The organism is Rhodococcus sp. NPDC019647 (genome assembly GCF_044389235.1).
GTDB lineage: Bacteria > Actinomycetota > Actinomycetes > Mycobacteriales > Mycobacteriaceae > Rhodococcus_F > Rhodococcus_F oxybenzonivorans.
Genome location: NZ_JBIRXS010000015.1, coordinates 70,073 through 95,789, shown reverse-complemented (window position 1 = coordinate 95,789; position 25,717 = coordinate 70,073). Strand labels below are relative to the sequence as shown.

21 protein-coding genes and 1 pseudogene are annotated in these 25,717 nt (G+C 63.9%); 13 read left to right on the top strand and 9 right to left on the bottom strand.

All coding sequences use genetic code 11. The features are described from left to right. Nucleotides 1-48: 48 nt before the first annotated feature. The 4 genes from ACH49N_RS24095 to ACH49N_RS24080 form a co-directional block, all read right to left on the bottom strand. Nucleotides 49-1,377 carry a TetR/AcrR family transcriptional regulator gene (locus tag ACH49N_RS24095; RefSeq protein WP_029538788.1) on the bottom strand — a complete coding sequence of 443 codons (1,329 nt, stop codon included), beginning with the start codon at nucleotides 1,375-1,377 and terminating at the stop codon, nucleotides 49-51. A 66-nt stretch (nucleotides 1,378-1,443) separates the two neighbouring features. Continuing rightward, on the bottom strand, nucleotides 1,444-1,866 hold the full coding sequence (locus tag ACH49N_RS24090; RefSeq protein ID WP_043793411.1) for a MaoC/PaaZ C-terminal domain-containing protein: 423 nt from the start codon (nucleotides 1,864-1,866) through the stop codon (nucleotides 1,444-1,446). Then, a complete protein-coding gene (locus ACH49N_RS24085; protein WP_005573072.1) occupies nucleotides 1,863-2,312 on the bottom strand; it encodes a MaoC family dehydratase N-terminal domain-containing protein in 450 nt (149 codons plus the stop codon). The genes ACH49N_RS24090 and ACH49N_RS24085 overlap by 4 nt, the downstream gene beginning before the upstream one ends. Then, nucleotides 2,309-3,424 carry a phosphotransferase family protein gene (locus ACH49N_RS24080; RefSeq protein WP_358274972.1) on the bottom strand — a complete coding sequence of 372 codons (1,116 nt, stop codon included), beginning with the start codon at nucleotides 3,422-3,424 and terminating at the stop codon, nucleotides 2,309-2,311. The genes ACH49N_RS24085 and ACH49N_RS24080 overlap by 4 nt, the downstream gene beginning before the upstream one ends. A 231-nt stretch (nucleotides 3,425-3,655) precedes the next feature. Between ACH49N_RS24080 and ACH49N_RS24075 the strand changes: the two genes are divergently transcribed. From ACH49N_RS24075 to ACH49N_RS24065, 3 genes are all read left to right on the top strand, one after another. Beyond that, nucleotides 3,656-4,639 (top strand): TIGR03857 family LLM class F420-dependent oxidoreductase, encoded by a 984-nt coding sequence (locus ACH49N_RS24075; RefSeq protein ID WP_397504782.1) that lies wholly within the window; start codon nucleotides 3,656-3,658, stop codon nucleotides 4,637-4,639. 128 nt (nucleotides 4,640-4,767) lie between these two features. Beyond that, nucleotides 4,768-6,204, top strand: coding sequence for an aldehyde dehydrogenase (locus ACH49N_RS24070; RefSeq protein WP_005573069.1), 1,437 nt, complete (start codon nucleotides 4,768-4,770; stop codon nucleotides 6,202-6,204). A gap of 59 nt (nucleotides 6,205-6,263) precedes the next feature. Continuing rightward, nucleotides 6,264-7,388: an NDMA-dependent alcohol dehydrogenase gene (locus ACH49N_RS24065; protein ID WP_005573068.1), complete on the top strand. Its 1,125-nt coding sequence runs from the start codon at nucleotides 6,264-6,266 to the stop codon at nucleotides 7,386-7,388. Between the two features lie 197 nt (nucleotides 7,389-7,585). Here ACH49N_RS24065 and ACH49N_RS24060 read toward each other — a convergent pair whose 3' ends face one another. The 3 genes and pseudogenes from ACH49N_RS24060 to ACH49N_RS24050 all read right to left on the bottom strand — a co-directional run bounded on the left by ACH49N_RS24060 (nucleotide 7,586) and on the right by ACH49N_RS24050 (nucleotide 10,397). Continuing rightward, nucleotides 7,586-8,896 carry an MFS transporter gene (locus ACH49N_RS24060; RefSeq protein WP_358274968.1) on the bottom strand — a complete coding sequence of 437 codons (1,311 nt, stop codon included), beginning with the start codon at nucleotides 8,894-8,896 and terminating at the stop codon, nucleotides 7,586-7,588. A gap of 95 nt (nucleotides 8,897-8,991) precedes the next feature. Continuing rightward, nucleotides 8,992-9,366 (bottom strand): amidase family protein, encoded by a 375-nt coding sequence (locus tag ACH49N_RS24055; RefSeq protein WP_358274966.1) that lies wholly within the window; start codon nucleotides 9,364-9,366, stop codon nucleotides 8,992-8,994. Between the two features lie 17 nt (nucleotides 9,367-9,383). Then, a pseudogene (locus ACH49N_RS24050) lies at nucleotides 9,384-10,397 on the bottom strand (amidase). A gap of 198 nt (nucleotides 10,398-10,595) precedes the next feature. Here ACH49N_RS24050 and ACH49N_RS24045 point away from each other — a divergent pair. Beyond that, nucleotides 10,596-11,288 carry a TetR/AcrR family transcriptional regulator gene (locus tag ACH49N_RS24045; RefSeq protein WP_358274964.1) on the top strand — a complete coding sequence of 231 codons (693 nt, stop codon included), beginning with the start codon at nucleotides 10,596-10,598 and terminating at the stop codon, nucleotides 11,286-11,288. 142 nt (nucleotides 11,289-11,430) lie between these two features. Here the strand turns inward: ACH49N_RS24045 and ACH49N_RS24040 are convergent, their stop codons facing one another. Both ACH49N_RS24040 and ACH49N_RS24035 read right to left on the bottom strand, forming a co-directional pair. Then, the gene (locus ACH49N_RS24040; RefSeq protein ID WP_358274962.1) at nucleotides 11,431-13,026 is read right to left on the bottom strand and encodes an MFS transporter; all 1,596 of its coding nucleotides are present in this window, start codon (nucleotides 13,024-13,026) and stop codon (nucleotides 11,431-11,433) included. A 133-nt stretch (nucleotides 13,027-13,159) separates the two neighbouring features. Beyond that, nucleotides 13,160-14,362: a CaiB/BaiF CoA-transferase family protein gene (locus tag ACH49N_RS24035; RefSeq protein ID WP_005570012.1), complete on the bottom strand. Its 1,203-nt coding sequence runs from the start codon at nucleotides 14,360-14,362 to the stop codon at nucleotides 13,160-13,162. A gap of 834 nt (nucleotides 14,363-15,196) precedes the next feature. On the opposite strand from ACH49N_RS24035, the gene ACH49N_RS24030 reads away from it, so the two are divergent. The 9 genes from ACH49N_RS24030 to ACH49N_RS23990 all read left to right on the top strand — a co-directional run bounded on the left by ACH49N_RS24030 (nucleotide 15,197) and on the right by ACH49N_RS23990 (nucleotide 25,712). Further along, nucleotides 15,197-15,610, top strand: coding sequence for a Zn-ribbon domain-containing OB-fold protein (locus ACH49N_RS24030; protein WP_015890789.1), 414 nt, complete (start codon nucleotides 15,197-15,199; stop codon nucleotides 15,608-15,610). Further along, on the top strand, nucleotides 15,607-16,791 hold the full coding sequence (locus tag ACH49N_RS24025; RefSeq protein ID WP_358274960.1) for a thiolase family protein: 1,185 nt from the start codon (nucleotides 15,607-15,609) through the stop codon (nucleotides 16,789-16,791). Before ACH49N_RS24030 ends, ACH49N_RS24025 begins: the two co-directional genes overlap by 4 nt. A 4-nt stretch (nucleotides 16,792-16,795) precedes the next feature. Beyond that, nucleotides 16,796-17,683, top strand: a complete 888-nt coding sequence (locus tag ACH49N_RS24020) for an ABC transporter permease (protein WP_015890791.1) — start codon at nucleotides 16,796-16,798, stop codon at nucleotides 17,681-17,683. After that, nucleotides 17,676-18,725 carry an ABC transporter ATP-binding protein gene (locus tag ACH49N_RS24015; protein WP_358274958.1) on the top strand — a complete coding sequence of 350 codons (1,050 nt, stop codon included), beginning with the start codon at nucleotides 17,676-17,678 and terminating at the stop codon, nucleotides 18,723-18,725. The genes ACH49N_RS24020 and ACH49N_RS24015 overlap by 8 nt, the downstream gene beginning before the upstream one ends. Further along, nucleotides 18,722-19,552, top strand: a complete 831-nt coding sequence (locus ACH49N_RS24010) for an ATP-binding cassette domain-containing protein (RefSeq protein ID WP_358274957.1) — start codon at nucleotides 18,722-18,724, stop codon at nucleotides 19,550-19,552. The genes ACH49N_RS24015 and ACH49N_RS24010 overlap by 4 nt, the downstream gene beginning before the upstream one ends. Nucleotides 19,553-19,658: 106 nt before the next feature. Then, complete coding sequence (locus ACH49N_RS24005; RefSeq protein ID WP_005570022.1) at nucleotides 19,659-20,609, top strand: ABC transporter permease; 951 nt, start codon at nucleotides 19,659-19,661, stop codon at nucleotides 20,607-20,609. A 381-nt stretch (nucleotides 20,610-20,990) separates the two neighbouring features. Then, complete coding sequence (locus ACH49N_RS24000; RefSeq protein WP_005570024.1) at nucleotides 20,991-22,571, top strand: ABC transporter substrate-binding protein; 1,581 nt, start codon at nucleotides 20,991-20,993, stop codon at nucleotides 22,569-22,571. A gap of 125 nt (nucleotides 22,572-22,696) precedes the next feature. Beyond that, nucleotides 22,697-24,271, top strand: a complete 1,575-nt coding sequence (locus ACH49N_RS23995) for an ABC transporter substrate-binding protein (protein WP_358274954.1) — start codon at nucleotides 22,697-22,699, stop codon at nucleotides 24,269-24,271. 214 nt (nucleotides 24,272-24,485) lie between these two features. Next, the gene (locus ACH49N_RS23990) at nucleotides 24,486-25,712 is read left to right on the top strand and encodes an amidohydrolase family protein (protein ID WP_358274952.1); all 1,227 of its coding nucleotides are present in this window, start codon (nucleotides 24,486-24,488) and stop codon (nucleotides 25,710-25,712) included. The last annotated feature ends 5 nt before the right edge of the window (nucleotides 25,713-25,717 follow it).

Here is a 25,717-nt window from a genome sequence, read left to right as displayed (position 1 = left end):
CGCGCCATGCGGTAGGGCTCGAACTGTCCATCGACGGTCAGATGATTATCAGGTGGCGTGGCTGAAGAACCCGCGCTTGATGCACGCCACGAGCAGCGACACGAAGTCGTCCTGCGACAGTGGTTCGGGAAGCTCCTGCGACGCTTGCGGCACCCGGCCGACGAGAGCGCGGAAGATCAAGGCCGCCATGACCGGGTCGAACGGGTAGTCGCGCTTGCGGCTCGTCACCACCGCCAGGAGGGCGTCGTCCATGCGTGCCTGCCCATAGGTGCCCAGGTCCACCACCATGTCGTTCCCACTGTTGCGCTCGGACCAGACGTCGATCGATCCCGCGTATCGAGTGATGTACTGCGAAAACCCCACCAGCCATTCTCGCAACTCGGTGTCGTCCTCTGCCATCGGATCGATCTTCCGGACCCGATCGGCCTGTTCGATCGCGCACCCGGTGGCCTCCACGCTCAGCGCCACGAGCAGATCCTGTTTCTCGCTGAAGTACTTGTAGAACGTTCCGCGCGCGAATCCAGCCTGCTCGACGATGTCGTCGACGCTCGTGCGGTGGTACCCCTTTTCGCGGAACTGGATCGCACCTGCTTCGACCAGGGTCTCGACGGTCTTCACCGCTCGCTTGCTGAGGCCTGCCACGCGGTCCTGGGTGGACAGGCCCTGGGTGTTCGGGGGCTCGGGCATGTCGATCGACCCGGTGCCCGACGTGCGCAACGAGAGGCTGTTCAGGACCTCGGGTGGGGTTTCGGGGAACAGTACCAACTGAATGAAGACGGACACGGCGTCGACGACGGACTGGGTGTCGCGACCGTAGGCCCGTCCGGTGTGGATGAAGAGGTTCATCCGGTGGACGATTGCGGTCATCATCATGGCACCCGCGTCAGGATCGATGCCCTCGATTCCCGATGTGGCCAAGCGTTCGGAGATCCGCTTGTTGTAGCCCTCGATGAACCGGGTGATCTCCGGCCTCACGGCGGTGTCGGACGCGGCGACCTGCGTCCACTGCACGAACATCGTCGAATACTTGTCGAAGACCCAGCTCCACTCGCCCAGCCACCAGTTGAGGTTGTCGAACCCCACCTCAGTGGGGCCCAGGGGGCCGATGCGGCGCGCGACGCGGAACAGCGCACGGCCGCACTCTTCGAGGAGTTCGAGGAAGATCTCGTCCTTGCCGGGGAAGTACTGGTAGAGCGTGGCACGGGAAATGTCCGCGGCTTTGGCGATCGCCTCCACCGAAGTGTTGAAGAAGCCGACCTCGGCGAAGAGATCCAGTGACACTTCCACGATCTTGTTGCGCGTGCTTGCGCCCCGACTGCCCACTTCGGGGCTCGACGGGCCGTAACTTGCTCGGCGGGTGATCGAATTTTCTGACATCAGTGGACAGTCTATGGGGAGTCGAGGCAGATTGCGAGGACGAGGACAGGGGAGTGGCCGGAATTACTACGCATCGGTAACACCGAATTCCGCGGTACCGCTGATGGCGATTCCGCCCGTCTGGCGGGTGCAGGTCAGGGCGACGGTGGCGACTTTCGTTCCATCGGGCGCCGTATCGATGCCCGTGATCTCTCCGGTACACGTCAAAATGTCTCCGGGCCACACCTGCTCGCGGAATCGGACACCAAATCTCCGGACATTTCGGGCACCGAGCCAGTCGGTGGCGAAGGTTGCCAGCAAAGCACTCTGGTGCATTCCCTGAGAGAACACGGACGGGTTTCCCGCGGCGCGAGCCAGCACGTCGTCGTAGTGCATCGGGTTGAGATCTCCCGACGCGCCGGAGTACCGCACGAACATCTGGGTGGTCAGCGGACCGAACTGGCGCGGTTCGGCCTGCGCGCCGACCATGAGCGGAGCTGTCGTCGTCATTTGGCACCTTCTTTGGCGGCGGTTTCGATGAAGGTTCCGCGCGCTTCGGCGATCAGTTCGCCTTCGGGGGAGTGGAATTCGGTCGCGATCACGGCGAACCTCATCAGGCCGCCTTTCTTGCCGGGCTTCTCGAATCGGTCGACCACCCGTTCCCTGGCGAGCAGTCGGTCTCCGGCGGTGGGGAGAGCACCGTGGAAGATGTACTCCTGCTCGCCGTGCAGGAGGCGCTTGCGCTCGAACCCCAGAGTCAACCGCACTCCCGGCGGAGCCCACTGCGCCGCTGTGATGAGAAAGGTCGGCGGGACGATCGCGTCGGGGCCGGCGTAGTCGGGATTGTCCGATTGCATGGCGGTGGCGAACTCACGAATTTTGCCACGCTCGACAAACACCTCCCACTCCTCGCTGACAGCGCCCTTCGGCGCGGGTTCGGTCGACGGGATCGTCATGATGTCGTGCTCCTTCTGGCGATGTGGTCGGCGAGATACTGCCGAGTGAGCTCGACAGCGGTAGTCGGATAGGTTCGTGCCGTCGCTTCGTCCAGGCCGTCGCGAGCGAGGAGCAGCGCCAGTCGGTTCGTGATCAGTGCCAGCACGAACGCGGCGAGCATCGTGTAGTAGGTGATGTCCCCGGTGGGTCGCCCGCCGAATTCCACGTAGCGACGAACGGTCTCGTCGTCGTCGGGTACTCCCGGCAGCCGGGTGAAGCCCAGAGCCTCGCACAGGTACCGCTCGAACATCAGCCACCAGCCCAGGTCGATGTCGGGTGGCCCGGTGGTGGCCGTCTCCCAGTCGAACAGCGCGGCAACGGAGAGATCGTCGGCGAAGGACATGTTCCCGACGCGTGCGTCACCCCAGACCGGTACCTCGGCGTCCGTTTCGGGCGCGTGGTCGAGAAGCTCGGCGAGCGCTTCCGCGAGGACGTCCGAACCCACGACCAGATCGCCGCGGCACCATGCGTACCATTCGCGAAGGCGGTCGAGATAGCGGTGAAGTGCCGTACCCCCCGTAGTGCCGGAACCGTTCCGGAGATATGCGAGATCGCTCTCGTCGGCTATCCGGTGCACGGCGACGAGTGCTCTGATCGCGTTGTCGCAGAGCGTTTCCCGTTCAGATTCGGTGAGTTCCACCGTCCAGCCGCGCTTGTGCCAGCTGGGGACGTCTGAGGGAGTGCGGCCGTGCACCCTCCTCATGAGGTAAAAGGGCGCGCCGAGAACGCTCGGGTCCGGTTCGATCAGGACGATGTCCGGGGTGCCGACGCCGGGGTGGCGACCGAGTCGGTGCATCACTTCCGCCTGCCGGACGGCATCGGGCTCCACGAACAACTGGTGGTTCGACGCCTGCATGCGCAGCACGAGGTCGGCACGCCGGCGGACGCCGTAAATATCCGACCAGGACGCGGTGAAGAACACCGTCTTGCCGGAATATCCCGCGTCGGGAGCGGAGAACTCCGATATCTCGAAGTCGCTGTGCGTCTCGGGAACCAGTCGCGGGGGTAGCCATCGCGCGAGGACGTCGCGCACGTCGCCCTCCAGTTCGCCTCTTGTTGCCGTGTAGGCCACGTGGGTCCCTCCATGCTTCTACTTCGTGTCGTCGTGCCGGTTGTCGTGACGGGGAGATCCGGCACGACGGCTGGTCCGTCGTTCACGACCATTTCATTATGTGACCAATACTGTCAGAATAGGCCCATGAATGATGAGAAATCCACCCCCGGGCCCGGCGCGGTCCCCCGTGGGGCTCCCGTAGCGGTCCGCGATCGGCTCGGTCTCGGTGCGTATGCCCTCCCCGGCCGGGTGCCCGACCCCCGGCCCGCCATCGCCCAGGCAGTCGAAGCCGAACGGCTCGGCTTGGACACGCTGTGGCTGAGCGAGCGGTGGGGAACCAAGGACTTCGGCGTGCTTGCCGGAGCGTTCAGTCAGGTCACGAGCACGATCAAGATCGCGGCCGGCGTGACCCATCTGCAGTCTCGGCATCCCGCGATGCTGGCTTCGCTGGCGATGACGGCACAGGGTCTCTCCGGCGGCCGGATCATGATCGGAGTCGGCCGTTCGGTCGACCGGATGTGGAGCGCTGTCGGCCTCCCCAAATCCACGAATCGGTCCCTGGTCGACGCCGCCGACATCTTCCGTCGACTGTGCCGCGGCGAAAAGGTCACCTACGACGGGCCTGCGGGCGTCTACCCCGCTCTTCGCCTCAACGACATCCCTGACCAGCCTGTTCCTCCGCTCGTCTTTGCTGCGATCGGCCCGAAGGGGCTCGAGCTCGCCGGCCGCCACTTCGACGGAGTTCTGTTGCATCCCTTCCTCACACCTGATGCCGTCCGGCGATCGGCCGAGGCGGTCAGGGCTGCCGCCGTCGATGCTGGCCGTGACCCGGACTCTGTGCGGATCTACGCGACTGTGGTGGTCGCATCCGGCCTGGAGGCGGACGAGGAAGCTGCGGTCGTCGGCGGGCGCGCCGTCACCTACTACCAGATCCCGACCTTCGGGGAGCAGCTTGCGAAGGTGAATGGGTGGGACCCTGACCTACTGGCAGCCCTCCGCGCCCACCCACAGCTCGCCGGTGTGAAGGGCGCGGCGGATTCGGTCCGCACTCGCGCGCAGCTGACGGAAGCGGCGGAGTCTCTGCCCGCCGAATGGGTTCGAGGCGCGGCAGCGCTCGGTTCGCCGAGCGAGTGCCGGTCGATGTTCGACAGGTATCGCGAGGCGGGCGCCGACGAGTTGGTTTTGCACGGCAGCACGCCGGACCAATTGGGCGAAGTCATGGACCGCGCCTGAATCGACCTTGCTCTAACATGACATTACTGCCAGAATTCGATGTCTATACGCGCTACCCGAGGTTTACGTATCTCGGTGCGGGGCGCGTCGATCGCCACAGAGGGTGATCTCCGGACGAGAGGGAATCAGTGCACAACTACGAGGGCATCTACGTCTCCGGGAAATGGTCTCCGAGCGCAGGCGCACGAATAGCGGTGACCTCGCCCGCCTCGGGTGAGGTGCTCGGGCACGTCACCGCCGCCACCTCGGAAGAGGTCGGAGCGGCGATCGCCGCGGCCCGGGATGCGCTCGAGCGCGGTCCGTGGGCCACGACGACCGCCGCCGAGCGGGCAGCCGCGATCGGCCGGCTGGCCGATGCGATCGAGGCAGAGTCCCGGGATTACGCCGACGTGGTCTCTGCCGAAGTGGGCTCGCCTCGGAAGTGGGCGTCCTTCGGGCAGATCGGAACCGCGCTCGGAGTTCTTCGCACCTTCGAGAAGATCACACCCGAATACCGTTTCGAGGACCGTCGTCCGTCTGTGATCGGCGGAGAAGTCCTGGTGCGGCAGCTCCCGGTCGGTGTCGTCGGTGCGATCCTGCCGTGGAACGCGCCGCTGTTCACCGCCTTCCTGAAGCTGGCCCCCGCCCTCGCCGCGGGTTGCACGCTGGTGCTCAAGCCGTCGCCCGAGGCTCCGCTCGCATTGTCGAAGCTGACGGCGGCAGTGGAGGCCGCCGGGATTCCGGCGGGAGTGATCAACATCGTGTCCGGTGACGTGCAGACGGGCGAGGCCCTGGTGTCACATCCCGGTGTCGACAAGGTGAGTTTCACCGGTTCGACGGCGGCAGGCAGACGCATCGGCGCCGTCTGCGCGGCAGACATTCGCCGGTGCGGCCTCGAGCTCGGCGGAAAGTCTGCTGCCATCGTCCTGGACGACGTTGTTCTCGACCAGAAGGTCGTGTCGGGTCTCGTCACCGGCGTCATGGCGAACAATGGTCAGGTCTGTGCCGCACAGACTCGTATCCTGCTGCCGCGCAGTCGCTACGAGGAGTGCGTCGGCGCGATTTCCGCCGCCGTCGCCGCGCTCACGGTCGGGGACCCGGCGGATCGTTCGACCGACGTCGGGCCGGTGATCAACAGTGCCGCGCGCGATCGGATCGAAGCCCACATCCAGCGCGCGGTGCAGGACGGGGCGCGGGTGGTCGCCGGCGGCTCTCGTCCCCACGGTCTCGACACCGGTTGGTTTGTCGCGCCCACTGTGCTCGCGGATGTCCACAACGACATGGCCATTGCGCGCGAAGAACTCTTCGGGCCAGTCTGCGTCCTGATCCCGTACGAGGGAGAGGACGAGGCCGTGGCTCTCGCCAACGACTCCGACTACGGACTCGCAGGGGCGGTGTGGTCCGCGGACGCCGCCCGGGCGGCGCGCGTGGCCGCTCGACTTCGCGTGGGATCGGTATCGGTCAACTCACCCGCACCACTCGACTTCGGCAGCCCCTTCGGCGGTTTCAAGAAGTCAGGCGTCGGCAGGGAAGGTGGTCCGGAAGGTATCGCCGGGTACCTCGAGCCGCAGTCGATCATTCTCTGACCCTCAGGACACTCACTCGCGTCGACACCTGCCGGTGCCGCGCCGATGGAAGGAATTACATGGAGACGCAGGCAGCAGTCCTGTGGGAGCGCAACTCTCCCTGGTCTATCGAAACCATTCAGCTCGACCCGCCCAAGGAACAAGAAGTTCTGGTCGAGTTGCACGCGTCCGGGATGTGCCATTCGGACGAGCACATCGTGACCGGAGACATGCCGTTCCGGCTTCCGTGTATCGGTGGCCACGAAGGCGCCGGAGTCGTCAAGGAAGTCGGTTCCCACGTGTCGTGGCTGCAACCGGGCGACCACGTCGTGTTCGGGTTCATTCCCTCGTGCGGTCGTTGTCCGTCGTGCTCGAACGGTCACCAGAGTCTGTGTGACCTCGGAGCCAAGATCTACAGCGGGCGTCAAATCTTCGACGACACCGCACGCCACCACATCAGGGACGAAGATCTCGCGCTTGCGTGCGGTATCGGGTCTTTCGCACACCACACCGTGGTCCACGAGGCCAGTTGCATCAAGATCGAACCGCATCATCCGCTCGACCGTGCCTGCCTCCTGGGTTGTGGCTTCGTCACCGGCTGGGGTTCGGCCGTGTATTCGGCAGATGTCCGGCCCGGCGAGACCGTCGTCGTCGCGGGTGTGGGTGGTATCGGTGCCGCGGCAGTGCAAGGAGCGAGAATCGCTGGGGCGCGCACCATCACGGTCATCGAGCCCTCCGAATTCAAGCGTGAGGAAGCCAAGCGGATGGGTGCTACCCACGTGGCGTCGTCGTGGGAGGAAGCCCAGGAGGTCGTCGCCGAGGCTACATGGCATCGTGGCGCCGACAAGTTCATCTGCGCGATGGGCGTGGGCGAGGGCCGACTGGTGGCGAAGGCCCTGGCCATGACCGCGAAGCGTGGCCGGCTGGTGGTGACGAACATCCACCCGATGGCGGAGCGCGAGATCTCGGTCAGCCTGATGGACCTGACACTTACGGAGAAGCAGATCGTCGGAAGTCTCTACGGCTCGGCCAATCCGCGTGCCGACATCCCGAAGCTGCTGGAGCTCTGGAGTTCGGGCGGCGTCGACCTAGATTCGATGGTGACGAGGGACTACCCCCTCGAGAAGGTCAACGACGGCTACGACGACATGCGCGGCGGCCGTAACATACGCGGAGTCCTCCGCTACCCCGCGGCGGATGCGTGACGCCGATCCTGTGGTACACCGTGTTTCGTCAGGGCTGTCGAAACACGGTGTACAGCAACCGGGTGGTACCCCGAAGAGTCACCATGTGCCAAGCTGCGATTACATCGAGCTGGTAGGCGGGTCGGCCTCGGCTGGAACAATGTGCCGCCTCGCTCTGGGAGAACTCGTGTTGTTACGGCGCACCCTTCTCGGTTGCCTCACCGGGCAGTGCGCTGACGTATCTCCCTCGACTCATCTTGGGTGTCGGAATCGTGAACGAGGTCCGATTTGCGAACGAGAATGTTGCCCACTAGTCCAAGGACTGCCCCGACCCCGATGTACCAAGGGATGGCGCCAGAGTTGCCAGCGGCGGTGAGACCTTCGGCGATGAGCGGAAACGTTCCACCGAAGAGGGCCACGGAGAGCATCGACGGCAAGCCCACGCCCACCGCTCGCACTGCTGGAGGGAATAATTGAGGGCCGACCATGGCGAAGGGACCTGTTACAGATCCGAGGACGGTGAGGTACAGCAGTGCTCCGGGCAGAATGGGTACCACCCCGGTGGAGAGTCCGATGATGACGGGCAGTGTGCACACCGCAAGGGTCACGTACCCGATCCGCAATATCCGGAGGCCACCGAATCGATCCGCGAGGAATCCCGATACCAAGATGATGAGGATCAAGTACACCGTGAAGATCGGCACATACCCTGTGACTTGCTCCTTCGTCGCGACGCCGGCGTGGGAAAGGAACTTGGCCAGGTAGGCGGTGATGAAGTACATGCCCATGGTGACCGGGACGAGCATCAGGAAGATCGCGGCGGCCTGACGGGTGCGTGCGCGAAGTAGTGGAAGTTGACGCGGACGTTCGTTCTTCACTTGTTCGGTGAAGATCTCGCTCTCTGGCGCGGCACCACGAATCCACAGCGCGATCAGTCCCATTGCGGCGCAGACGAGGAAGCCCGCACGCCAGCCGCCGGACTCGAGTCCCTCGACGCCGTAGATTCCCAGCAGGATCGCCAGACACGCAGTCGCCAGCATTTGCCCGACGTAGCTCGAGGCGCTGGCAACCGCGCCGAAGAGGAACCGTCGATCCCGGGGTGCCGTCTCGAGAAGGTACGTTCCGACTGCGGCTTGCTCACCACTCATCGACAGGCCCTGAACGAGCCGGGCGAGGACGACGATGACCGCTGCCCACAGACCGATGGTGTCGTAGCTGGGCGTCAGCGCGATGACAAGGGCGCCGACGGAGATCATGGACACCAAGACGACCAGACCGAATTTGCGACCCTGTCGGTCGATGATGCGGCCCATGATCACCGCACCGATCGGCCGGATCAGGAAGCCGATCGCAAAAACGAGGTAGGACGCCAGCAGGCTCGCCACAGGGTCGTCACCGGGAAATATTGCATGTGCGAAGTAGGGTGCGAGGACCGCGTAGATCAGCCAATCGAAGCTTTCGACGGTGCTTCCGGCCGTGGCAGCTGCGAGGAGGAGCCGCGACCGATACTTTGCTGGGGCGTTTACCATGTGGGTTCTTCTTTCAGGGTGTGATTTTTCAGAAGGACTCGGGTGCCCGGCAGTTGACGACCACTGACCGACTGGCGGGCACCCGTTGAACCGTCCTAACCAACCGAAGGCCGCTCGGTGACGGGGAACGCGCGTTGGAAGGCCGAGGCGAGTCGGAAGATGCGATCTTCGCTGCTCGGGGGACCGACGATCTGCAGGCCCACCGGCATCCCGTCCACGAATCCACAGGGCACGGACACCGCCGGCAGACCGAGGATGTTGCACAAGACGGTGTGTGGCGTGTAGTCCGCGGCCATCTTCTCCGGCCGGGTGGTCCATGCTTCGTCCCACTGCTCCACGGTCGGTGCGATCGACTGACTCGTCACCGACAACAGAAGGTCGTACTCACGGAATAGATCCCGAAACACATTCCCGTTGCGCGCGCGCCATTCGAGCGATTCGCGATAGAGCCGTGAATCGACCGGCGGCAAGGGTGGAGGATTGTTGCCTACCTCGATCTCGTATACCGACGGTTCGCCGGGCGCCGGCCCACCGCCGCGGTTGCTCGGTCCCAGACTTGATCGGTCGTCTCCACGGCTGCGCCCAGAGACCGTAGTTTGAAGGCCATCTCGCGAACTGCTGCGACAACTCTTCCGCTCTCCGGCGATGCGTGCGTGGCCGCGTATCCGTAGTCGTCGGTCCAGGCCAGGCGCATGCCCCCGACACCGGCATCCAGCGTGGCGAGGAAATCAGCCGGCTCATTCTGGATGCAGATGTAGTCGCGGGCGTCCGGCCCAGCGAGTACCTGCATCACCAACGCGGCGTCTCGGACGTCCCGGGCCAGCGGCCCGTTTGTCGAAGTGAGCCGGAACTTCGGCTGCCGGTAGTCGACGTGGGGCACGAGGCCGCGCGTCGGATGCACCCCTACGACGCCGGAAAACGCCGCCGGCAGGCGTGTGGATCCGCCACCGTCGCTGCCAATGGTCACCGGCAACAAGGCCGCTGACGCGGCGGCCGCACCACCGGAGCTCGACCACCCGGGAATGCGAGAGGTGTCCCATGGATTGCGTGCCTCGACGTCCCAGTTATAGCTACTCATCGTGGGTGCCTCGGGCCTCGAGTCCTCGGACCTTGCGCTTCCGGTCCCCATCATGGTGTTTGTGCCCACCACGATCGCGCCGGCATCCCGCAGACGTTCGACAGCGATGGCGTCGAACTCCGAGACGCCGTACGTGCCGGTTCGCGGGAACGCGAACGGCACATCCTGCACTGCCAGATTCTCTTACACCGAGATCGGGAGACCGTGCAGGGGGCCGAGCCGTTCCCCTCGGCGGCGAGCCGTATCCGCTTTCGCGGCCTCGTAGCGGGCTCGTTCCGGATCGAGTGTCGCGAAGGCATGGAGCTTCGGTTGAAACTCTTCGATCCGACCCAGGAAGTGGTTGACGACTTCCGCGGCGGAGACATCTCCGCTTGCGATGAGATCGCGGATCTCCCATGCCGGTAGCCAGGTCAGCTCATTCATTTTCGCCTCTTTCGTGCTGGGGCGAGCGCTCGAAGCAGTCGAGTTGCGTCTCGCCGCACAGGAATACTTTGACCGAACATGTCAAAGTAAGAGAACTCTCGACCTAATGTGTCAAACTGTCAAGGGGAGAAGGCTTGTCACCCGAGCTGTAACAGGGGATTAACAGAGCACCAGACGTCGCTCAGGAAGAGGGAAGAGATGAACGGATCGGAACCGCTGACCGCAGTGACCCGCGCTGGTGCCCCGCGAGATGAATCCCTGAGTCCGGGCTGGCAGGAACGCCGTCGGCGGGTCGCCGCCAACATCGAGCATGTTGCGTTGGAAATGTTCACCGAGCGTGGATACTCCGAAGTGACCGTCGACGAGATCGGCACTCGGGTGGGGTGCTCGCTTCGTACGGTGACCCGCTACTTCGCGAACAAGGAAGACTTGCTTCTCGACTTCCACCGCCGGAAGAATCAGGTGGTCCTCGACGAGTTCGCGCGTCTCGAGCCGACGCCCGATCCTGCCTCGGTGATCTGGGCGGTGTGGATGGCTCTGACTTTGAACACGCAATCGGGTTTGGATGGATACCTGCTCTGGAAAAAGGCTGCCGCCACAGCCCCTGAGGTGATGGACAGGGCAAACGGCGAGCGTCGCCGGAGTGTCCAGTTGGCACTGACTGCCTTCATTTCAGCCTCATTGGGTATCGATCCGGACACCGACATGCGTCCTCAACTCATAGCTGCAACACTCGAGGCGGCCAACTCTGCTCTGGTGAACTTTTGGGTTGCGTGCGGTGGAGTCGAGGATCTGTACTCGATGTATCAAGATGCCGCCCGGTCAATTTCAGAACTGTCCGTCAGCATCCTCGATGCGGAGGCGTTCTCGGCGATCGAAGCCCAGCGGTGACAGAGATCGATCCTCGAGCCGAGACGTCTAGAGAGACCGCGCGAGAATGCTTGTGGCAATCGGTGCCCTCCACGACATCCGCACCGGTACCACTATCGCGTTCGTCCGCGGCCGACCATCACGTAACACCTCACGGGGCAGATCACGTGTCGAGTGGATCGAGCGCCTGGGTCTCCACTGCGGTCTTGCTGCTGAGGGGAGTGTTGGGTAGCACGAGTGCGGCGACGAGTCCGAGGAGTCCGAGCGGCGTGCACAGTAGGAAGAGGTCGCCGATGCCGTCGGCGTACGCGGTCTGAAGCTGTCCGCGTAGGGGTTCGGCGAGGTCGGCCACGCGTGGAACAGATGCGTTCACCAACTCCGATTCGTCTCCGCCAGTGTGAAATGCGGAGATTCTCGTGGCGAGAACAGCGCCCAGGATGCTGACGCTCATCGCGCTCGCGAGTTGACGGAAGAACGCGGGCAGCGCGCTGGCGGCACCCAGTTGGTGCGGCGGCGCGCAATTCTGCGCGACGACGAGAAGATTGTGCATCAGGACTCCGATCGCGAACCCGATGCACAGAAGATACACGGACACCGCGGCCAGCCCGGACGAGACGGTGAGGGTCGACAGACCGGCGAGCCCGCAGACGAGCGCAACGCTGGCGAGGACGACCCAGCGCTTCCACAATCCGGTTCGGCTGATCCGGTGTCCGACCACGGAGGCAGCCAGAAACGTCGCGACCGACATGGACAGCATGAACATTCCGGACACCGAGGCGCTGAGGCCTCGGGCGATCTGCAGGTACTGACTCATGAATGTCGGTACTGCCAGCATCGTGACACCCAATGCCGTACTGGCGATCACGACGCGGGAGATCGAGGGATTCCTGAGCAGCGCGAGGGGGATGACGGGCTCGCGGACCTTCGCCTCGACCACCGCCGCGGCGAGGGCGCACACGACCGCACCACCCAACACGACATACGACGTCGGTGACAGCCAGTCGAACTGACTGCCCGCCAACGTGACCCACACCATGAGCGCGCATGCACTCACCGAGATCAGGCCGGCGCCGACCCAGTCGATCCGGATCGGACGATGGTGGACGGGCAGGTGTAGGGACCGCTGAAGGAGTACCACGGCCGCTATCGCGAAGGGGATGCCGAGGTAGAAGTTCCAGCGCCAGCCGATGGTGTCGGTGACGATCCCCCCGATGACGGGGCCGCCGATCGTGCCGATGCCGATGACCCCGCTGATCAGGCCGGCGTAGCGCCCGCGTTCGCGCGGGCTCAGGAGATCCGCGAGCAGGACCGGCCCGACGGCAATCACACCTCCGGCCCCGATTCCTTGAAGGGATCGGAACCCGATCAGCACGGCGGTGTCCGGTGCGAGCCCGGCGAACAGGGATGCGACGATGAACACGGCGATGGCAGCGAACATGAGCTTCTTGTGGGAGAAGAGGTCGGCGAGCTTCCCCCAGATCGCGAGGCTCACCGTGGTCGTGAGCAGAGTAGAACCGACCACCCAGGTGTACGCGGTCTGATCCCCGCCGAGTTCGTGCATCATCACCGGCAGGGAGGTGAGGACGGTCGTCGAGGCCAGTGCCGCGAGTACGAGACCGAGCAGGGTGCCCGTCAGCGCGAGCATCCGGTCCTGCCGGCTGTGCGGGTGCACCGCGGCATCTCGGATCGGGTCCCGGGTGTCCTCCGAAGTCGCCGAGCGTGAACGTCTTCGTGTGTGCCACACGTCTCGAGTGCTCATGTCCGCCTTTCCGGGAGCCGTCGAATGTCCGAGAGGGGGACGTCGACGGCGCAGACCGCAGAGACGTGGAGAGGGTGCCGCTGTTCGGCACCCTCTCCACGTCACATGCAGTTGTTCGACAACAACGTCGGGGTCAGAGGATTGCTCCGCTCACCTTGTACTCGATGATCTGGTCCATGCTCAGTCCGAGTTCCTCCAGCACCTCGTCGGTGTGCTCCCCGTGTTCGGGAGCGCGGGTGACCTGGCTGGGCTGCTCATTGAATTGCACCGGTGCCGTCACGAGCTTGAACGGAGTTCCTGCCGCGTCTTCGAGGTCCGCGATGTAGCCGTTTGCCTCGACCTGGGGGTCGGTGACGACCTCGCGCGGCTTCTGGACGGCCGACCACACCCCGTTGATGTCCTTCAAGGCCACCTTCCACTCTTCGAGTGTCTTCTTCGCGAACCCTGCCGAGATGGCGGAAATGCACGCGGCCCGGTTCTCGGCACGCTTCGCGTGTCTGTCGAAGCGGGGGTCGTCGATGAGCTCGGGGCTCTCCAGCACCGTCATCAACTCGGGCCAGAAGCGGTCCGATTCGAGCATGACGATGGAGATGAACCGGTCGTCCGCGGTCCTGTACGTGTTGACCAGGGGGTTTGCGGCTTCGGACTGAACCGGCTTGGGGTACTCGTCAATCCCGAAGGCATGCGCGCCTGCGATCGTCGCGCCCATCGCCCAGGACCCCATCGCGAGGAGCGAGCTGTCGACGACAAGGGCCTCGCCGGTTCGTTCCCGGTGGAACAGCGCCGACGAGATCGCTCCCGCGATGGTGAGGCCGCCGAGGGTGTCGCCGTAGGCGGGGCCCGGCATGTTCACCGGGTACTCGCTCGACGCCGGGGTGACGTTGTCGGCAGCCCCGCTGCGACCCCAGAAGGACGACATGTCGTATCCGCCGCGTTCGGCTTCCGGTCCGCGCTGACCGGCGGCGGAGCCGCGGACATAGATGATCTTGTCATTGTGCGCACGAACGTCGTCGACGTCGATACGTAGCTTCTTGCGCGCCGAGGGACGGAAGTTCGTCAGAAACACGTCGGCCGTGGCGACGAGCTTCATCAACAGCTCGCGCCCTTCCTCCGACTTCAGATCGAGTGCCACACTCCGCTTCCCGCGGTTCGGCAGCTCGAACATGTGGTTCACACCGCCGGCGGGGATCAGTCCGGAACTGACCAGACCCCGTTGCGGGTCGCCGCTTTCGGGGTGCTCGATCTTCAGGACGTCGGCACCCCACTCGGTGAGGATGGCCCCGGCCACGGGCACATAGGTCCATGCCGCAACCTCGACGACTCGGATTCCGTTCATTACACCGACCACGGTGATGCTTCCTTTCCGGATGGGGGACAGCGGCAGGTGCCGAAATGGGTACGGCGCCGGTAAGCCGGCGAGCCCTGGCGAACCTGGAGACACTGTGAACCTGAAACCTCTGAGGAGAAGTATCTGACTCAGTGTACATAAAAATGGGAAGAATGTGTGTTTCGCATCACAAGCGTATCGAACGTGCAGCTTCCGGTTGGTGGTGGGGGTGACCGGCAAGCGTGATAGGTCACGAACTGCCACTGCATGGCCCGGAAACCGTCAACATTCTGACAGCGCCAATCGCCTCCGGTCAGGCGTGCAGTTCGACGAAGCGGATCGTTGCACGGCGCAATCGGGCGGATCTCGCATAATCAATCTGACACGACGGGTACTTTGGGTACGTCATCTGCCCACCCGATTGCGGATCGAGTATGTCTCGCGCCTCGACCCAGAAGCGCTTTAGTATGTACATGGGTGTCAGAGAAGTGATAGCCGAGGGCTGCGCCCCTGTGGTTGCGGGCGCGTCGTGGAGCTTTTGTGCGAACTTCTCGGCGCGGTGACCGGACGGACGATCGGCGAGCACGTGAACGTCGATGACTTGAATATCTGCAGCACATAGGGGCAAAGCTTTGAACGCTGTGCGGACGACGTGATCTCCTTACGGTGGAGTGCCGGCGTCGGGAGCGGTCGCTTCCGGGGGCGATGATTTCGCTCGACTCTTTCGTGACACAACCATCAGATGCTAGGGTTCGCCCAGGGTGACCGAGGTCACGTCTCATCCGTTTCGCGCGGCTGATCGGTATCGGGTACCCGTCAGCGACAGTTCTTTGGAGGAACTCGATGTCAAACCAGTCGGGACGAATGCTCCCCGAGGTGACCGCAGAGTCGCGGGACTTCTGGACCGGAGGATTCGAAGACGAGCTACGCATCTATCGGTGCCGGGCGTGCCGTGGGTGGATTCATCCGCCGGTCGGCGCGTGCTGGCGGTGCCACAGCCGCGACGTCGGCCCCGAGGTCGCCTCGGGTACCGGCAAGGTCGCGGCGTACACCGTCAATCACCATCAGTGGTTTCCCGCGTTCCCACCCCCCTATGTCATTGCGGCGGTGGAACTCGACGATCAACCGGACGTTCGCCTGACCACCTGCCTCGTCGAGTGTGACGTCGATGCGGTCGAGGTCGGCATGGCGGTCGAGGTGGTCTTCGACAAGCAGGACGACGTTGCACTTCCCTTCTTCAGGCCGGTGACGAAATGACCTTTGTGGACGACCGTGCAGTCATCACGGGTATCGGGCAGTCTCAGATCGGACGCCGTATCGGGCGGACCGGTATCGACCTCGCACTCGAGGCCTCGGAGCGAGCGGTGGAGCATGCCGGACTGTCGTTCGATGACATCGACGGTGTAGCCAGCTACCCCGGTCCGGTGAACGCGGAGGGCGGCTTCGTCGGCGCGACGACACACGACGTCCGTGACGCTTTCGGCCTGAAGACCCGCTGGCACGTCAGCGGTGTCGAAACTTCGGGGCAGATCGGAACACTCCTGGACGCGGCTGCCGCCGTGGCGAGCGGGCGCGCCACCCACGTACTCTGCTTCCGCTCGGTGTGGGAGGCGACAGCTCAGGCGTCGGGTCGCGCCGCGGCACTGACCGGGAAGATGGCTCGCGCCAGTGGGCACTCGGAGTTCAGGCTGCCGTTCGGGGCGGCGTCGCCGGCCAACTGGATCGGCATGTACGCACAGCGCTACATGCACGAATTCGGGCTCACCCGTGAGCAGATCGGCAAGCTCGTCATCAACGGCCGTCGTAATGCCGGCCTCAACCCCAATGCCATCTATCGGGATCCGATGACGATGGACGACTACCTCGGCGCCCGGTTTATCTCCTGGCCGCTCGGTCTCTACGACTGTGATGTTCCGTGTGACGGCGCGACGGCGATCATCGTCTCGCGGCGCGAAGCGTCGACCGGACTGAACAATTCGCCCCTCGCCATCGAAGCGGCGGGTGCGTCCCTCTCGGAGCGGCACACCTGGGACCAGCGAGCCGATCTCACGACCATGGCGTCCCACGACGCGGCGGACTCGATGTGGGAGACCACCAAGCTGACCCCCGGTGACGTCGACTTCGCGACGCTCTATGACGGCTTCAGTTACTTGACGACCCAGTGGATCGAAGCACTCGGGTTCTGTGAGCACGGCAAGGTCGGGCAGTTCCTCGACGAAGAAGACCGATACCGCCTCGACGGTGAACTCCCCATCAACCCGCACGGTGGCCAGCTCTCGGCCGGCCGTCTGCACGGATACGGCTTCCTGCACGAAGCCTGCGTGCAGTTGTGGCGGGAGGGCGGAGACCGGCAGATCGCCAAGGACGTCGAAATCGCCGCAGTCGGTATCGGTGGCGGACCCGAGGCAGGCTGCATGCTGCTACGTCGCGAAGGGTGACGACATGACCACCGCAGAATCCACCAGTTCCCGCGGCACGTGGTCCGCACGGCTGCGTGGCGGCCGAAAATGGCGTGCGCTCCGTTCCAATCGGGCGGCCATGGTGTCGCTCGCTTTTCTCGTCCTGCTCGTGCTGGTCGCAGTGTTCGGTTCCGTCCTGATGACTCACGACCCCAACGCGCAGGCACTCAGTGCACGTCTGCAGGGGCCGAGCGGTGAACACTGGTTCGGCACCGACGGTTACGGACGTGACGTCTTCAGCCGCATGGTCGACGCAACCCAGGTCGCCGTACTCGCAATCGTCCAGGCAATGGCGCTGGCGGCGATCATCGGTATCCCGTTCGGTCTCCTCGCCGGACTGGTGGGCGGTCCGGTGGACGCAGTGCTCAGTCGTATCGCCGAAGCACTGCTCGCGCTGCCGCCGCTGATCCTTGCGCTGGCGGTGGTCGGTGTGCTCGGTCCCGGACTGACGAACGCGATGATAGCCGTCGGAATGCTGCTGGCGCCGAGACTGTTCCGAATCGCGCGGTCCGAGGCGCAGGCGGTGGCAGGCGAGTCCTACATCGAGGCCTGCCGTAGCGTTGGGTGCTCGAATTTCCGGTTGCTGTGGCGGCACGTTCTTCCGAACGCCAGTTCTGCCCTGATGATCCAGGTGACATTCGGTGCCGGAATCGTCATCATCGTCGAGGCGAGCCTGAGCTTCCTCGGACTCGGTGTCGAGTCACCTCAGGCCAGCTGGGGATCCATGCTCCAGGATGCGTTCCAGAACGTGAGCGTCTCGCCCAGTTTCATGATCGTGCCCACCGCTGCGATCGTGCTGACGGTGCTGGCGTTGTCGACGTTCGGTGACGGTATGCGTGATGCTTTCGAAGGGCGTGGAGCTAATGGCTGACAAGACACTACTGGCGGCAGACGAAGCGGTCGCCGATCACGTCGCCCTCGGGCAGAAAGTCCTGGAAGTCACGGATCTGTGCATCGATTTCAAGACCGAGCACGGATGGTCCCGTGTGGTCGATCATCTCGACCTGGCGTTACGCCGAGGCGAGACGCTCGGACTGGTGGGAGAGTCCGGTTCGGGCAAGACCGTCACGTCGTTGGCGATCATGGGACTTCTCGCCGGACCGAAGGTTCGGATCACCGGCTCGGTTCGCCTGGAGGGCCGAGAGCTCATCGGCCTGTCGAACCGTGAGATGAACGACCTCCGGGGCAAGACGATCGGCATGATCTTCCAGGAACCGCGCCGATCCCTCAACCCTGCCTTCACCGTCGGCGATCAGATCGCCGAGGTGGTGCGCAGACACAAGGCGGACGTCGGGCGCAAGGAGTCCTGGAGCCGTGCCGTCGAGATGCTGGATCTGGTCGGTATTCCCGACTCGGAGAAGCGCGCGCACGAGTATCCGCACCAGTTCAGCGGCGGTATGTGTCAGCGGGTAATGCTGGCGATGGCCGTCGCCTGCGAGCCGGTCGTCCTCATCGCGGACGAACCGACGACGGCACTGGATGTCACGGTCCAGGCTCAGGTGCTGGACCTTCTCACAGAGCTTCAGGAGCGGATGGGGCTCGGCGTCCTGTTCATCACGCACGACCTCGGTGTGGTCGCGCAGACATGCGACCGGGTTGCTGTCCTCTACGGTGGCCAGGTAATGGAGTCGACGGTCGCCGAGAAACTCTTCTACGAGCCCGAGCATCCCTACACCGAGGGACTACTGGCGTCGACTCCGGACGCTCAGGTGCGGGCCGAACGACTATTCGCGATTCCGGGAACCGTGCCCGCGGCCTGGAACTGGCCGAGCGGGTGCAGGTTTCACCCCCGATGCGGTTACGCCGCGGCGGGGCAGTGCGATGAGGGCACTGTCCCGCTCGAGGGTTCCGATCATCACTTGGTGCGCTGCGTTCGGTCCGATGTATTGCGCTTGGAAGGAATCAAGGAATGAGCCCTATCCTCGAAATCGACAGTCTCGTCAAGTCCTTCGTCAAGAAGCGGAATCTCCTGGGCATCCCGGCGGAACACACCCACGCCGTCAAGGACGTGTCGTTCACATTGGAGAAGGGCCGGACCCGGGCAATCGTCGGCGAGAGCGGTGCCGGCAAGTCCACGATCGGCCGGATGGCACTGCGACTGGCGACGCCCGACACGGGTTCCGTCAAGTTGTTCGGAGACGACATCATGACGATGTCGGCGAAGGAGGTGCGCAGGCTTCGCCGGCGGGCGACGATGATCTTCCAGGATCCGTTCAACTCGTTGGACCCTCGAATGTTGATCGGCCAGTCCGTGGCGGAACCGCTCACTTTGCACACGAAGCTGCGGGGGAGCGCTCGCGACGAGCGGGTTGCGGAACTGCTCGAGCGGGTAGGGCTCCGCATGGACCAACTCGAGAAGTACCCACACGAGTTCTCCGGAGGTCAGTTGCAGCGCATCGCCATCGCGCGCGCGCTGGCAACCGAGCCGGAGCTGATCGTGTGCGACGAGCCCGTGGCGGCACTGGATGTCTCGATCCAGGCCCAGGTTCTCAACCTCCTGCAGGATCTGCAGCAGGAACGTCAGATCAGTTACCTTTTCATTTCTCACGACCTGGCGCTGGTGAAGATGTTCGCCCACGACGTCACCGTGATGCGACGCGGCGAGGTCGTCGAGTCGGGCGCTACCGAGCAGATCTTCGAGGACCCGAAGGATCCGTACACGAAGGAACTGCTGTCGGCGATCCCGGTGATGAATCCGCGCAAGCGTGCCGCGAAACGAACCCTGGTCGCCCAGGCGTGAGGCACGGGATCACCACACAGCCGATTTCACCGGTGTCGTCGCCTTCTGTCATGTGGGCAAGTCCGGCACCTGACCACATCTTTCGTCTCATGAGGAGTCGGGTTTCATGCTCAAGCTCGTCGTCAGTCGCGTCTTAGCGGCGATACCCCTGTTGCTGTTGGTGGCGTTTCTCTCCTTCGCGTTGCTCGAGTTGGCGAACCGGGGTACGGACCCGGCGGCTCGGATCGCGGGCGAAGGCGCCAGTGCCGATCAGATCGACCAGGTGCGCCAGAACCTGAATCTCGACGCGCCCATGGTTGTTCGCTATGTCGAGTGGGTCGCTCATGCCCTCACCGGAGACCTGGGTACCTCCCTCTACAGCGGCCAGCCCGTGACCGATGCGCTGATGGAGCGGATCTGGATCACCGGCTCACTCGCGTTGTGGGCCATTGTGCTCACCGTGGTCATCGGAATCCCGCTGGGTGTGTGGGCTGCGGTGCGCCAGGGTTCCGTCGTCGACCGCGCGGTGACGACGCTGGCGGCGCTCCTGATGTCGGTCCCCCCGTTCGTTCTGGGCCTGGTTCTGGTGATCACCTTCGCGATCACTCGCGCGTGGCTCCCCGCGACCGGATACGTCACGATCGCGGAGGGCGGGATCGTCGAATGGTCCCGCCACCTGATCCTCCCCGCGATCGCTCTGGCTGCGGTGTCCGCGGCGGAGCTCGCGCGGCAGACACGAGGTTCCATCGTCGATGCGATGAACAAGGACTACGTGCGCACCGCGCGCGCGAAGGGGCTCGCCGAGCATGGGGTCTTGTGGAAGCACACAATGAAGAACGCGTCCGTCTCGATCGTCACGGTGCTCGGTATGCAGATGGGGCGCATCCTGGGTGGCGCGGTAACCGTCGAATTCGTCTTTGCGATATCGGGATTGGGAATGCTCGGCTACACGGCGGTCGTGCAGCGGGATCTTCCCGTCGTGCAGGGTGTGGTGATCATCAGCGCGCTGGTGGTGCTGGTCTGCAATCTTCTGGTCGACATGTCATACGGCTATCTGAATCCGAAGATCCGCAAGTAGAAAGACTGTACCGAAGCGGATTTGCGACTGCATCCGCACGTCACGAGAGGGCTGCCGGCTGTCTGCCGGCAGCCCTCTCGGGCTGTTCGGAGGTACGGGTCCGGGCCATAGAAGGCTTCTATGTCCCTCATCCGGAGCTTTCATGTCGAAAGGTGTTGCGGCTCTTGCGGTATGTGACTGCGGTCACTAAGATTGGCTGCGCACGCCAAGGCATGCGCAGCGAGACGAAATGGTCGTGAACTCCGTATCGGACGGGTCGACCACCGATGGCCTCGGCCGTTCGTAATTCCTTCCGTGTTCTCTTTCGAAGGCCTCTTGTTGCCGTGCAGGCGGATTCGTGGACGTGTCGTACCGATCAAGGTGAGAAATGGGCGTGTGGGTATGAAGATCTCTAGCGGAGTTTCCTCCGGCATCAAGATGCTGGTGATGGCGGTCACGGTGGCAGTGGTCGCGTCCGCCTGTGGCGGCGGCGGGTCGACTGCGGGGGCCGCGAGCGGTGGTGAGGTAGACCGGAACGGGACGTTGAAGATGGCGTGGACGCTGGCCCCCAACAATCTCGATCCCCACCAGTCCAGCAACTATCAGGTCGATTTCAGTTACCTTGCCCCGGTCTACGATCGGCTGACGCAAGCAGTATCGGGGCCGGCGATCGAGCCCATGCTGGCGGAGTCCTGGCAGTTCTCCCCGGACGGTCTCAGCGCGGATTTCGTTCTCCGTACCGACGCGAAGTTCCACGACGGAACCCCGGTCGATGCCGCCGCCGTGGTGAAGAGCCTCGACCGTGCTCGGGACCCGCAACGGGCACGTTCGGCGGGATCGCTCGCGGTGATCACCTCGGTCCAGGCCGTGAACGACAACACGGTGCGGATCACGACCAGCAGGCCCGCAGCAGACTTGCCGGCCATTCTCTCGACAACCACGGCGGCCATCGTCAACCCGGTCGCCATCGACGGTGGAGTCGACCTGTCCGTGGAGACGGCGGGCTCGGGACCCTACGTGGCCGAGCAGATCCGACGAGGCGACCGCATCATCTACAAGCGTTTCGACGGGTACTGGGATCCGGAAGCGCAGAAAGCCGCCAATCTCGAGATCATCGGGATCAGCGACGACAACGCACGACTCAATGCCTTCCGTAGCGGTCAGATCGACGTCATGCTCGCGAAAGCAGGCCAGACCGACGAGCTGCAGACCCTGCTGCGACAGCCGCAGTACCAGATGCACACCTTCCCCGTGTCGCAGTACTACGCAGTGCAACTCGACATCGGACAGCAGGGGCTCACCGACCCGCGAGTTCGGCAGGCTCTCAATTTCGCGATCGACCGGGACAGCATCAACTCGGCGCTTCTGAAGGACCAATGCCAGCCGATCTCGCAGCCGATCGCCGACGGCGTCAACGGCCACAACTCCGACGTCGACGGCAAGTACACGTACGATCCGGACAAGGCGCGCCAGCTGCTGAAGGAGGCCAACGCGCCTGCAGATCTGAAGCTGCGGCTGATCACGGTCTCGGGCCTGTCTCCCCAGCAGGAGATGGCCACCGCCATCCAGGCACAGTTGGCCGATGTCGGGGTGGGGCTCGACATCATGCCGCTCCCCGCGGCCGATGCGCAGACCACGATGGGGGAGGGGAGCTACTCGCTCCTGAACCCGCGCCTGACGTACCCGACCCCCGCACAGTCGCTCCAGACCAATTACCTCGTGCCGTTGCGCTTCCCAACGGCACCTTCGCAGGAGTTCACTGATGCGGTGAACCGTTCGCTGGACCCGAACACTCCTGACGCCGACCGCACCCAGCTGTACTCGGAAGCCTCGGGTATCGCCTCGGAGAATGCGTACGACATGTTCATCTGTGGAATTCCGACGCAGGCCGCATACACCGACAAGGTCGTCGGTATCGACACCATCGGGCAAGCGGACTTCAGCGGAATCCTCGACACGCGGTACCTGGGCAAGACCTCCTGACCCAGTTCTCATCAGAGTGTTGTCGGGCGAGGGGCGTTGCCCGGGCATGGTCCCGGGGCGACGCCCCTCGTTCTGTGCGGCGCGGGTCGGTGTCTGCGTCGATTCCGAGGAAATGGAGCACATTCATGTTCGATAGAAGTTCTCGTCGCCGTCGATACGCGGTGGCGGTTGCTGTGCTGGCCGCCGGCGTCGTGGTCTCGTGTGGGACCGCGACAGGCGAGCACGGGGCACAAGGCGAGGTGGATCGCACGGCGACTCTGCGAGTGGCCGGCAACGTCGTCCCGAACAATCTCGATCCCCACCAGTCGGGCAACTATCAGATCGACTTCCCGTTTCTGTCTCCAGTGTACGACCGGCTGACCCAAGCTGTCAGTGGTCCGACGATCGCACCGATGGTCGCCGAATCGTGGACGTTCGCCGACGACGGAAGGTCGGTCGATTTCACGCTTCGGAACGACGTGACGTTCCACGACGGCACGCCGGTGGACGCCCAGGCTGTCGTCGCGAGCCTTGCCCGCGCGCGTGATCCGCAGAAGTCGAAGGTGGCGGGCAGATTCGACATGGTGACCGGTGTGGACGCCGTCGACGGGAACAGGGTGCGGATCTCGACCAGTCGCCCGGCGCTCGATCTTCCCGCCGTGCTGTCGACGACCGAGGCGGCGATCGTGAATGTGAAGGCTCTCGATGCGGGACTCGACATCGGCCGCACGGACGCCGGTTCGGGACCGTACCGCTTCGATCAGGTGCGCCCCGGTGATCGTGTGACGTACGTACGTTACGACGGCTACTGGGATCCGGACGCGCAGAAGCCCCAGCGGCTCGAGCTGATCGGAATGGCTGACGACAATTCACGGCTCAATGCGTTCCGTTCCGGACAGGTCGACGCCATCAAGGTCGATCCGGACCAGTACGACGAGATCCGAGCTGTCACCGGAGGTTCGGGGTTCGAGGTACACGAGTATCCGACCGTCCAGTCGTACGCCGTCCAACTCGACATCGGCACGCCCGGACTCGAGAACGCGAAGGTCCGGCAGGCGTTGAACTATGCCATCGACCGCGAGGGTATCAATTCGGCGCTGCTGAACGGAAAGTGTGCACCACTCTCGCAACCGCTTCCCGAAGGCGTGGACGGCCACGACGACAGCAGGACCGCCCTCTATACGCACGATCCGGTCAAGGCGAAGGCTCTGCTGAAGGAGGCGGGGGCACCGGACAACCTGTCCCTGCGCGTGATCTATGTCGCGGGCGCGTCGCCGCAACAGGAAATGGCGACGTCGGTTCAGGCACAACTTCGTGACATCGGCGTCGACGCCCAGTTGTTGCCCATTCCGGCTGTCGATGCACAGTCGACTTTCCGTCAGGGCGACTATGAGCTCCTGAATTCGCGGTTGGCGTATCCGATTCCCGGCCAGTCACTGTTGCTGAACTACATGGCCGACTACCGCTTCCCGAGCCCGCCGTCGGCCCAGTTCTCCGAGACGGTGCTGCAATCGCTGGACCCGCGGCTCGATGACGGCGAGAGAACCGAGCTGTTGCGCCGCGCCTCCGGCATCGCGGCCGACGATGCATACGACGTCTTCATCTGTGGGGTACCGACGATCGTCGCGTACTCGTCCTCGACGGTCGGCATGGACACGCTGGGGCAGGCGGACTTCACGAGCATCTTCGACGTGCGCTATGCCGGAAAGACCACCAAGTGACCCGAACCATCCGTCAGAAGGAGGTTGTGAGAGCCGAATTTTGTGGATTCCTGGTCGGTACGAGTCGCCGATTCGGTGCTGGATACCCAGGAGATCCCGCTAGAGATTGACGGTGGTGACTCACATCACTACGATGACACAGTGTCAGATAGATCACTGGCAATCCGGATGACGCAGGACCATGACCCGTCATCCCATTCACTAGGGAGTCGCTGTGCCGCTTCAGGACCATATGCATTTGATCTCGGTGGACGACCATCTGATCGAGCCGCCCACCGTGTGGACCGATCGGTTGCCCAAGAAGTTCCACGAGCAGGGCCCGCGGATCATCGAGATGGACATGAGCCAGAGTCACGGCGACGAGGGGTTGTCGGCGCTGCTGCTCGACACGGCCCGCCAAGGAGACACCGCGCCCAAGAAGAAGAAGCTCGCCGAGGTGTGGTCGTACGAGGGCCGGATCTATCCGAACATCGGCCTCAACGCGGTGGCGGGCAAGAAGCCGCAGGAATACGGGATGGATCCCACGCGCTACTCCGACATGCTGCCGGGGTGTTACGACCCGAAGGCACGAGTGGCGGACATGGACATCGACGGCGTGCAGGCTGCGTTGTGCTTCCCATCCTTCCCACGTTTCGCCGGCACCGTGTTTCTGGAAGGGACGGACCGGGAGTTGGCGCTGCTGTCGGTGAAGGCGTGGAACGACTTTCACCTCGATGAATGGGCGGCGTCCAATCCCGATCGTTTCATTCCTCTGATCATTCTGCCGCTGTGGGATCCGCAGGAGGCAGCGCAGGAGATCTACCGGTGCGCGGCGAAGGGGGCGAAGGCGATCACGTTCCCCGAGAACACCGTCGGCCTCGGGTTGCCGTCCTTCTACACCGATTTCTGGGATCCGGTCTTCCGTGCCGCGGAGGAGACGAAGATGCCGCTGTGCATGCACTTCGGCTCCTCGGGTAAGGCGCCCATCACCTCTCCGGAGGCTCCGATGGCCGTGATGATCGCCCTCTTCGGCACCAACTCGATGGATGCGACCGCAGACCTGTTGTTTTCACCGGTGTTCTACAAGTTCCCGAATTTGAAGGTTGCGCTGTCCGAGGGTGGTATCGGGTGGATGCCGTACCTGCTCGAGCGGATCGATCTGACGTGGGAGAAGCACCGCTGGTATCAGAACGTAAACAAGGAAGTGCGTCCGTCAGATCTGTTCCGCGAGCACATGTACGGCTGCTTCATCGACGACTTCGAGGGTGTCGCCCGGCGCCACCAGATCGGTATCGACAACATCACCTGGGAGTGCGACTACCCGCATTCGGATTCGAACTGGCCCAACAGCCGGCAGTACACCACGAAACTGCTCCAGGATGTTCCCGATGACGAAGCACACAAGATCGTCGAACTGAACGCCCGGAAGTTGTACAACTTTCCCAGGGCCGCGACTGCGTGACACCG

What these genes read in the sequence shown, in the direction of transcription:
- ACH49N_RS24030 (WP_015890789.1), top strand. Translation starts at nt 15,197, where the DNA reads ATGTCAAACCAGTCGGGACGAATGCTCCCCGAGGTGACCGCAGAGTCG.
- ACH49N_RS24010 (WP_358274957.1), top strand. Translation starts at nt 18,722, where the DNA reads ATGAGCCCTATCCTCGAAATCGACAGTCTCGTCAAGTCCTTCGTCAAG.
- ACH49N_RS24090 (WP_043793411.1), bottom strand. Translation starts at nt 1,866, where the DNA reads ATGACGACGACAGCTCCGCTCATGGTCGGCGCGCAGGCCGAACCGCGC.
- ACH49N_RS24015 (WP_358274958.1), top strand. Translation starts at nt 17,676, where the DNA reads ATGGCTGACAAGACACTACTGGCGGCAGACGAAGCGGTCGCCGATCAC.
- ACH49N_RS24025 (WP_358274960.1), top strand. Translation starts at nt 15,607, where the DNA reads ATGACCTTTGTGGACGACCGTGCAGTCATCACGGGTATCGGGCAGTCT.
- ACH49N_RS24020 (WP_015890791.1), top strand. Translation starts at nt 16,796, where the DNA reads ATGACCACCGCAGAATCCACCAGTTCCCGCGGCACGTGGTCCGCACGG.
- ACH49N_RS24045 (WP_358274964.1), top strand. Translation starts at nt 10,596, where the DNA reads ATGAACGGATCGGAACCGCTGACCGCAGTGACCCGCGCTGGTGCCCCG.
- ACH49N_RS24085 (WP_005573072.1), bottom strand. Translation starts at nt 2,312, where the DNA reads ATGACGATCCCGTCGACCGAACCCGCGCCGAAGGGCGCTGTCAGCGAG.
- ACH49N_RS24035 (WP_005570012.1), bottom strand. Translation starts at nt 14,362, where the DNA reads ATGAACGGAATCCGAGTCGTCGAGGTTGCGGCATGGACCTATGTGCCC.
- ACH49N_RS24005 (WP_005570022.1), top strand. Translation starts at nt 19,659, where the DNA reads ATGCTCAAGCTCGTCGTCAGTCGCGTCTTAGCGGCGATACCCCTGTTG.
- ACH49N_RS23995 (WP_358274954.1), top strand. Translation starts at nt 22,697, where the DNA reads ATGTTCGATAGAAGTTCTCGTCGCCGTCGATACGCGGTGGCGGTTGCT.
- ACH49N_RS24065 (WP_005573068.1), top strand. Translation starts at nt 6,264, where the DNA reads ATGGAGACGCAGGCAGCAGTCCTGTGGGAGCGCAACTCTCCCTGGTCT.
- ACH49N_RS24060 (WP_358274968.1), bottom strand. Translation starts at nt 8,896, where the DNA reads ATGGTAAACGCCCCAGCAAAGTATCGGTCGCGGCTCCTCCTCGCAGCT.
- ACH49N_RS24095 (WP_029538788.1), bottom strand. Translation starts at nt 1,377, where the DNA reads ATGTCAGAAAATTCGATCACCCGCCGAGCAAGTTACGGCCCGTCGAGC.
- ACH49N_RS24000 (WP_005570024.1), top strand. Translation starts at nt 20,991, where the DNA reads ATGAAGATCTCTAGCGGAGTTTCCTCCGGCATCAAGATGCTGGTGATG.
- ACH49N_RS24040 (WP_358274962.1), bottom strand. Translation starts at nt 13,026, where the DNA reads ATGAGCACTCGAGACGTGTGGCACACACGAAGACGTTCACGCTCGGCG.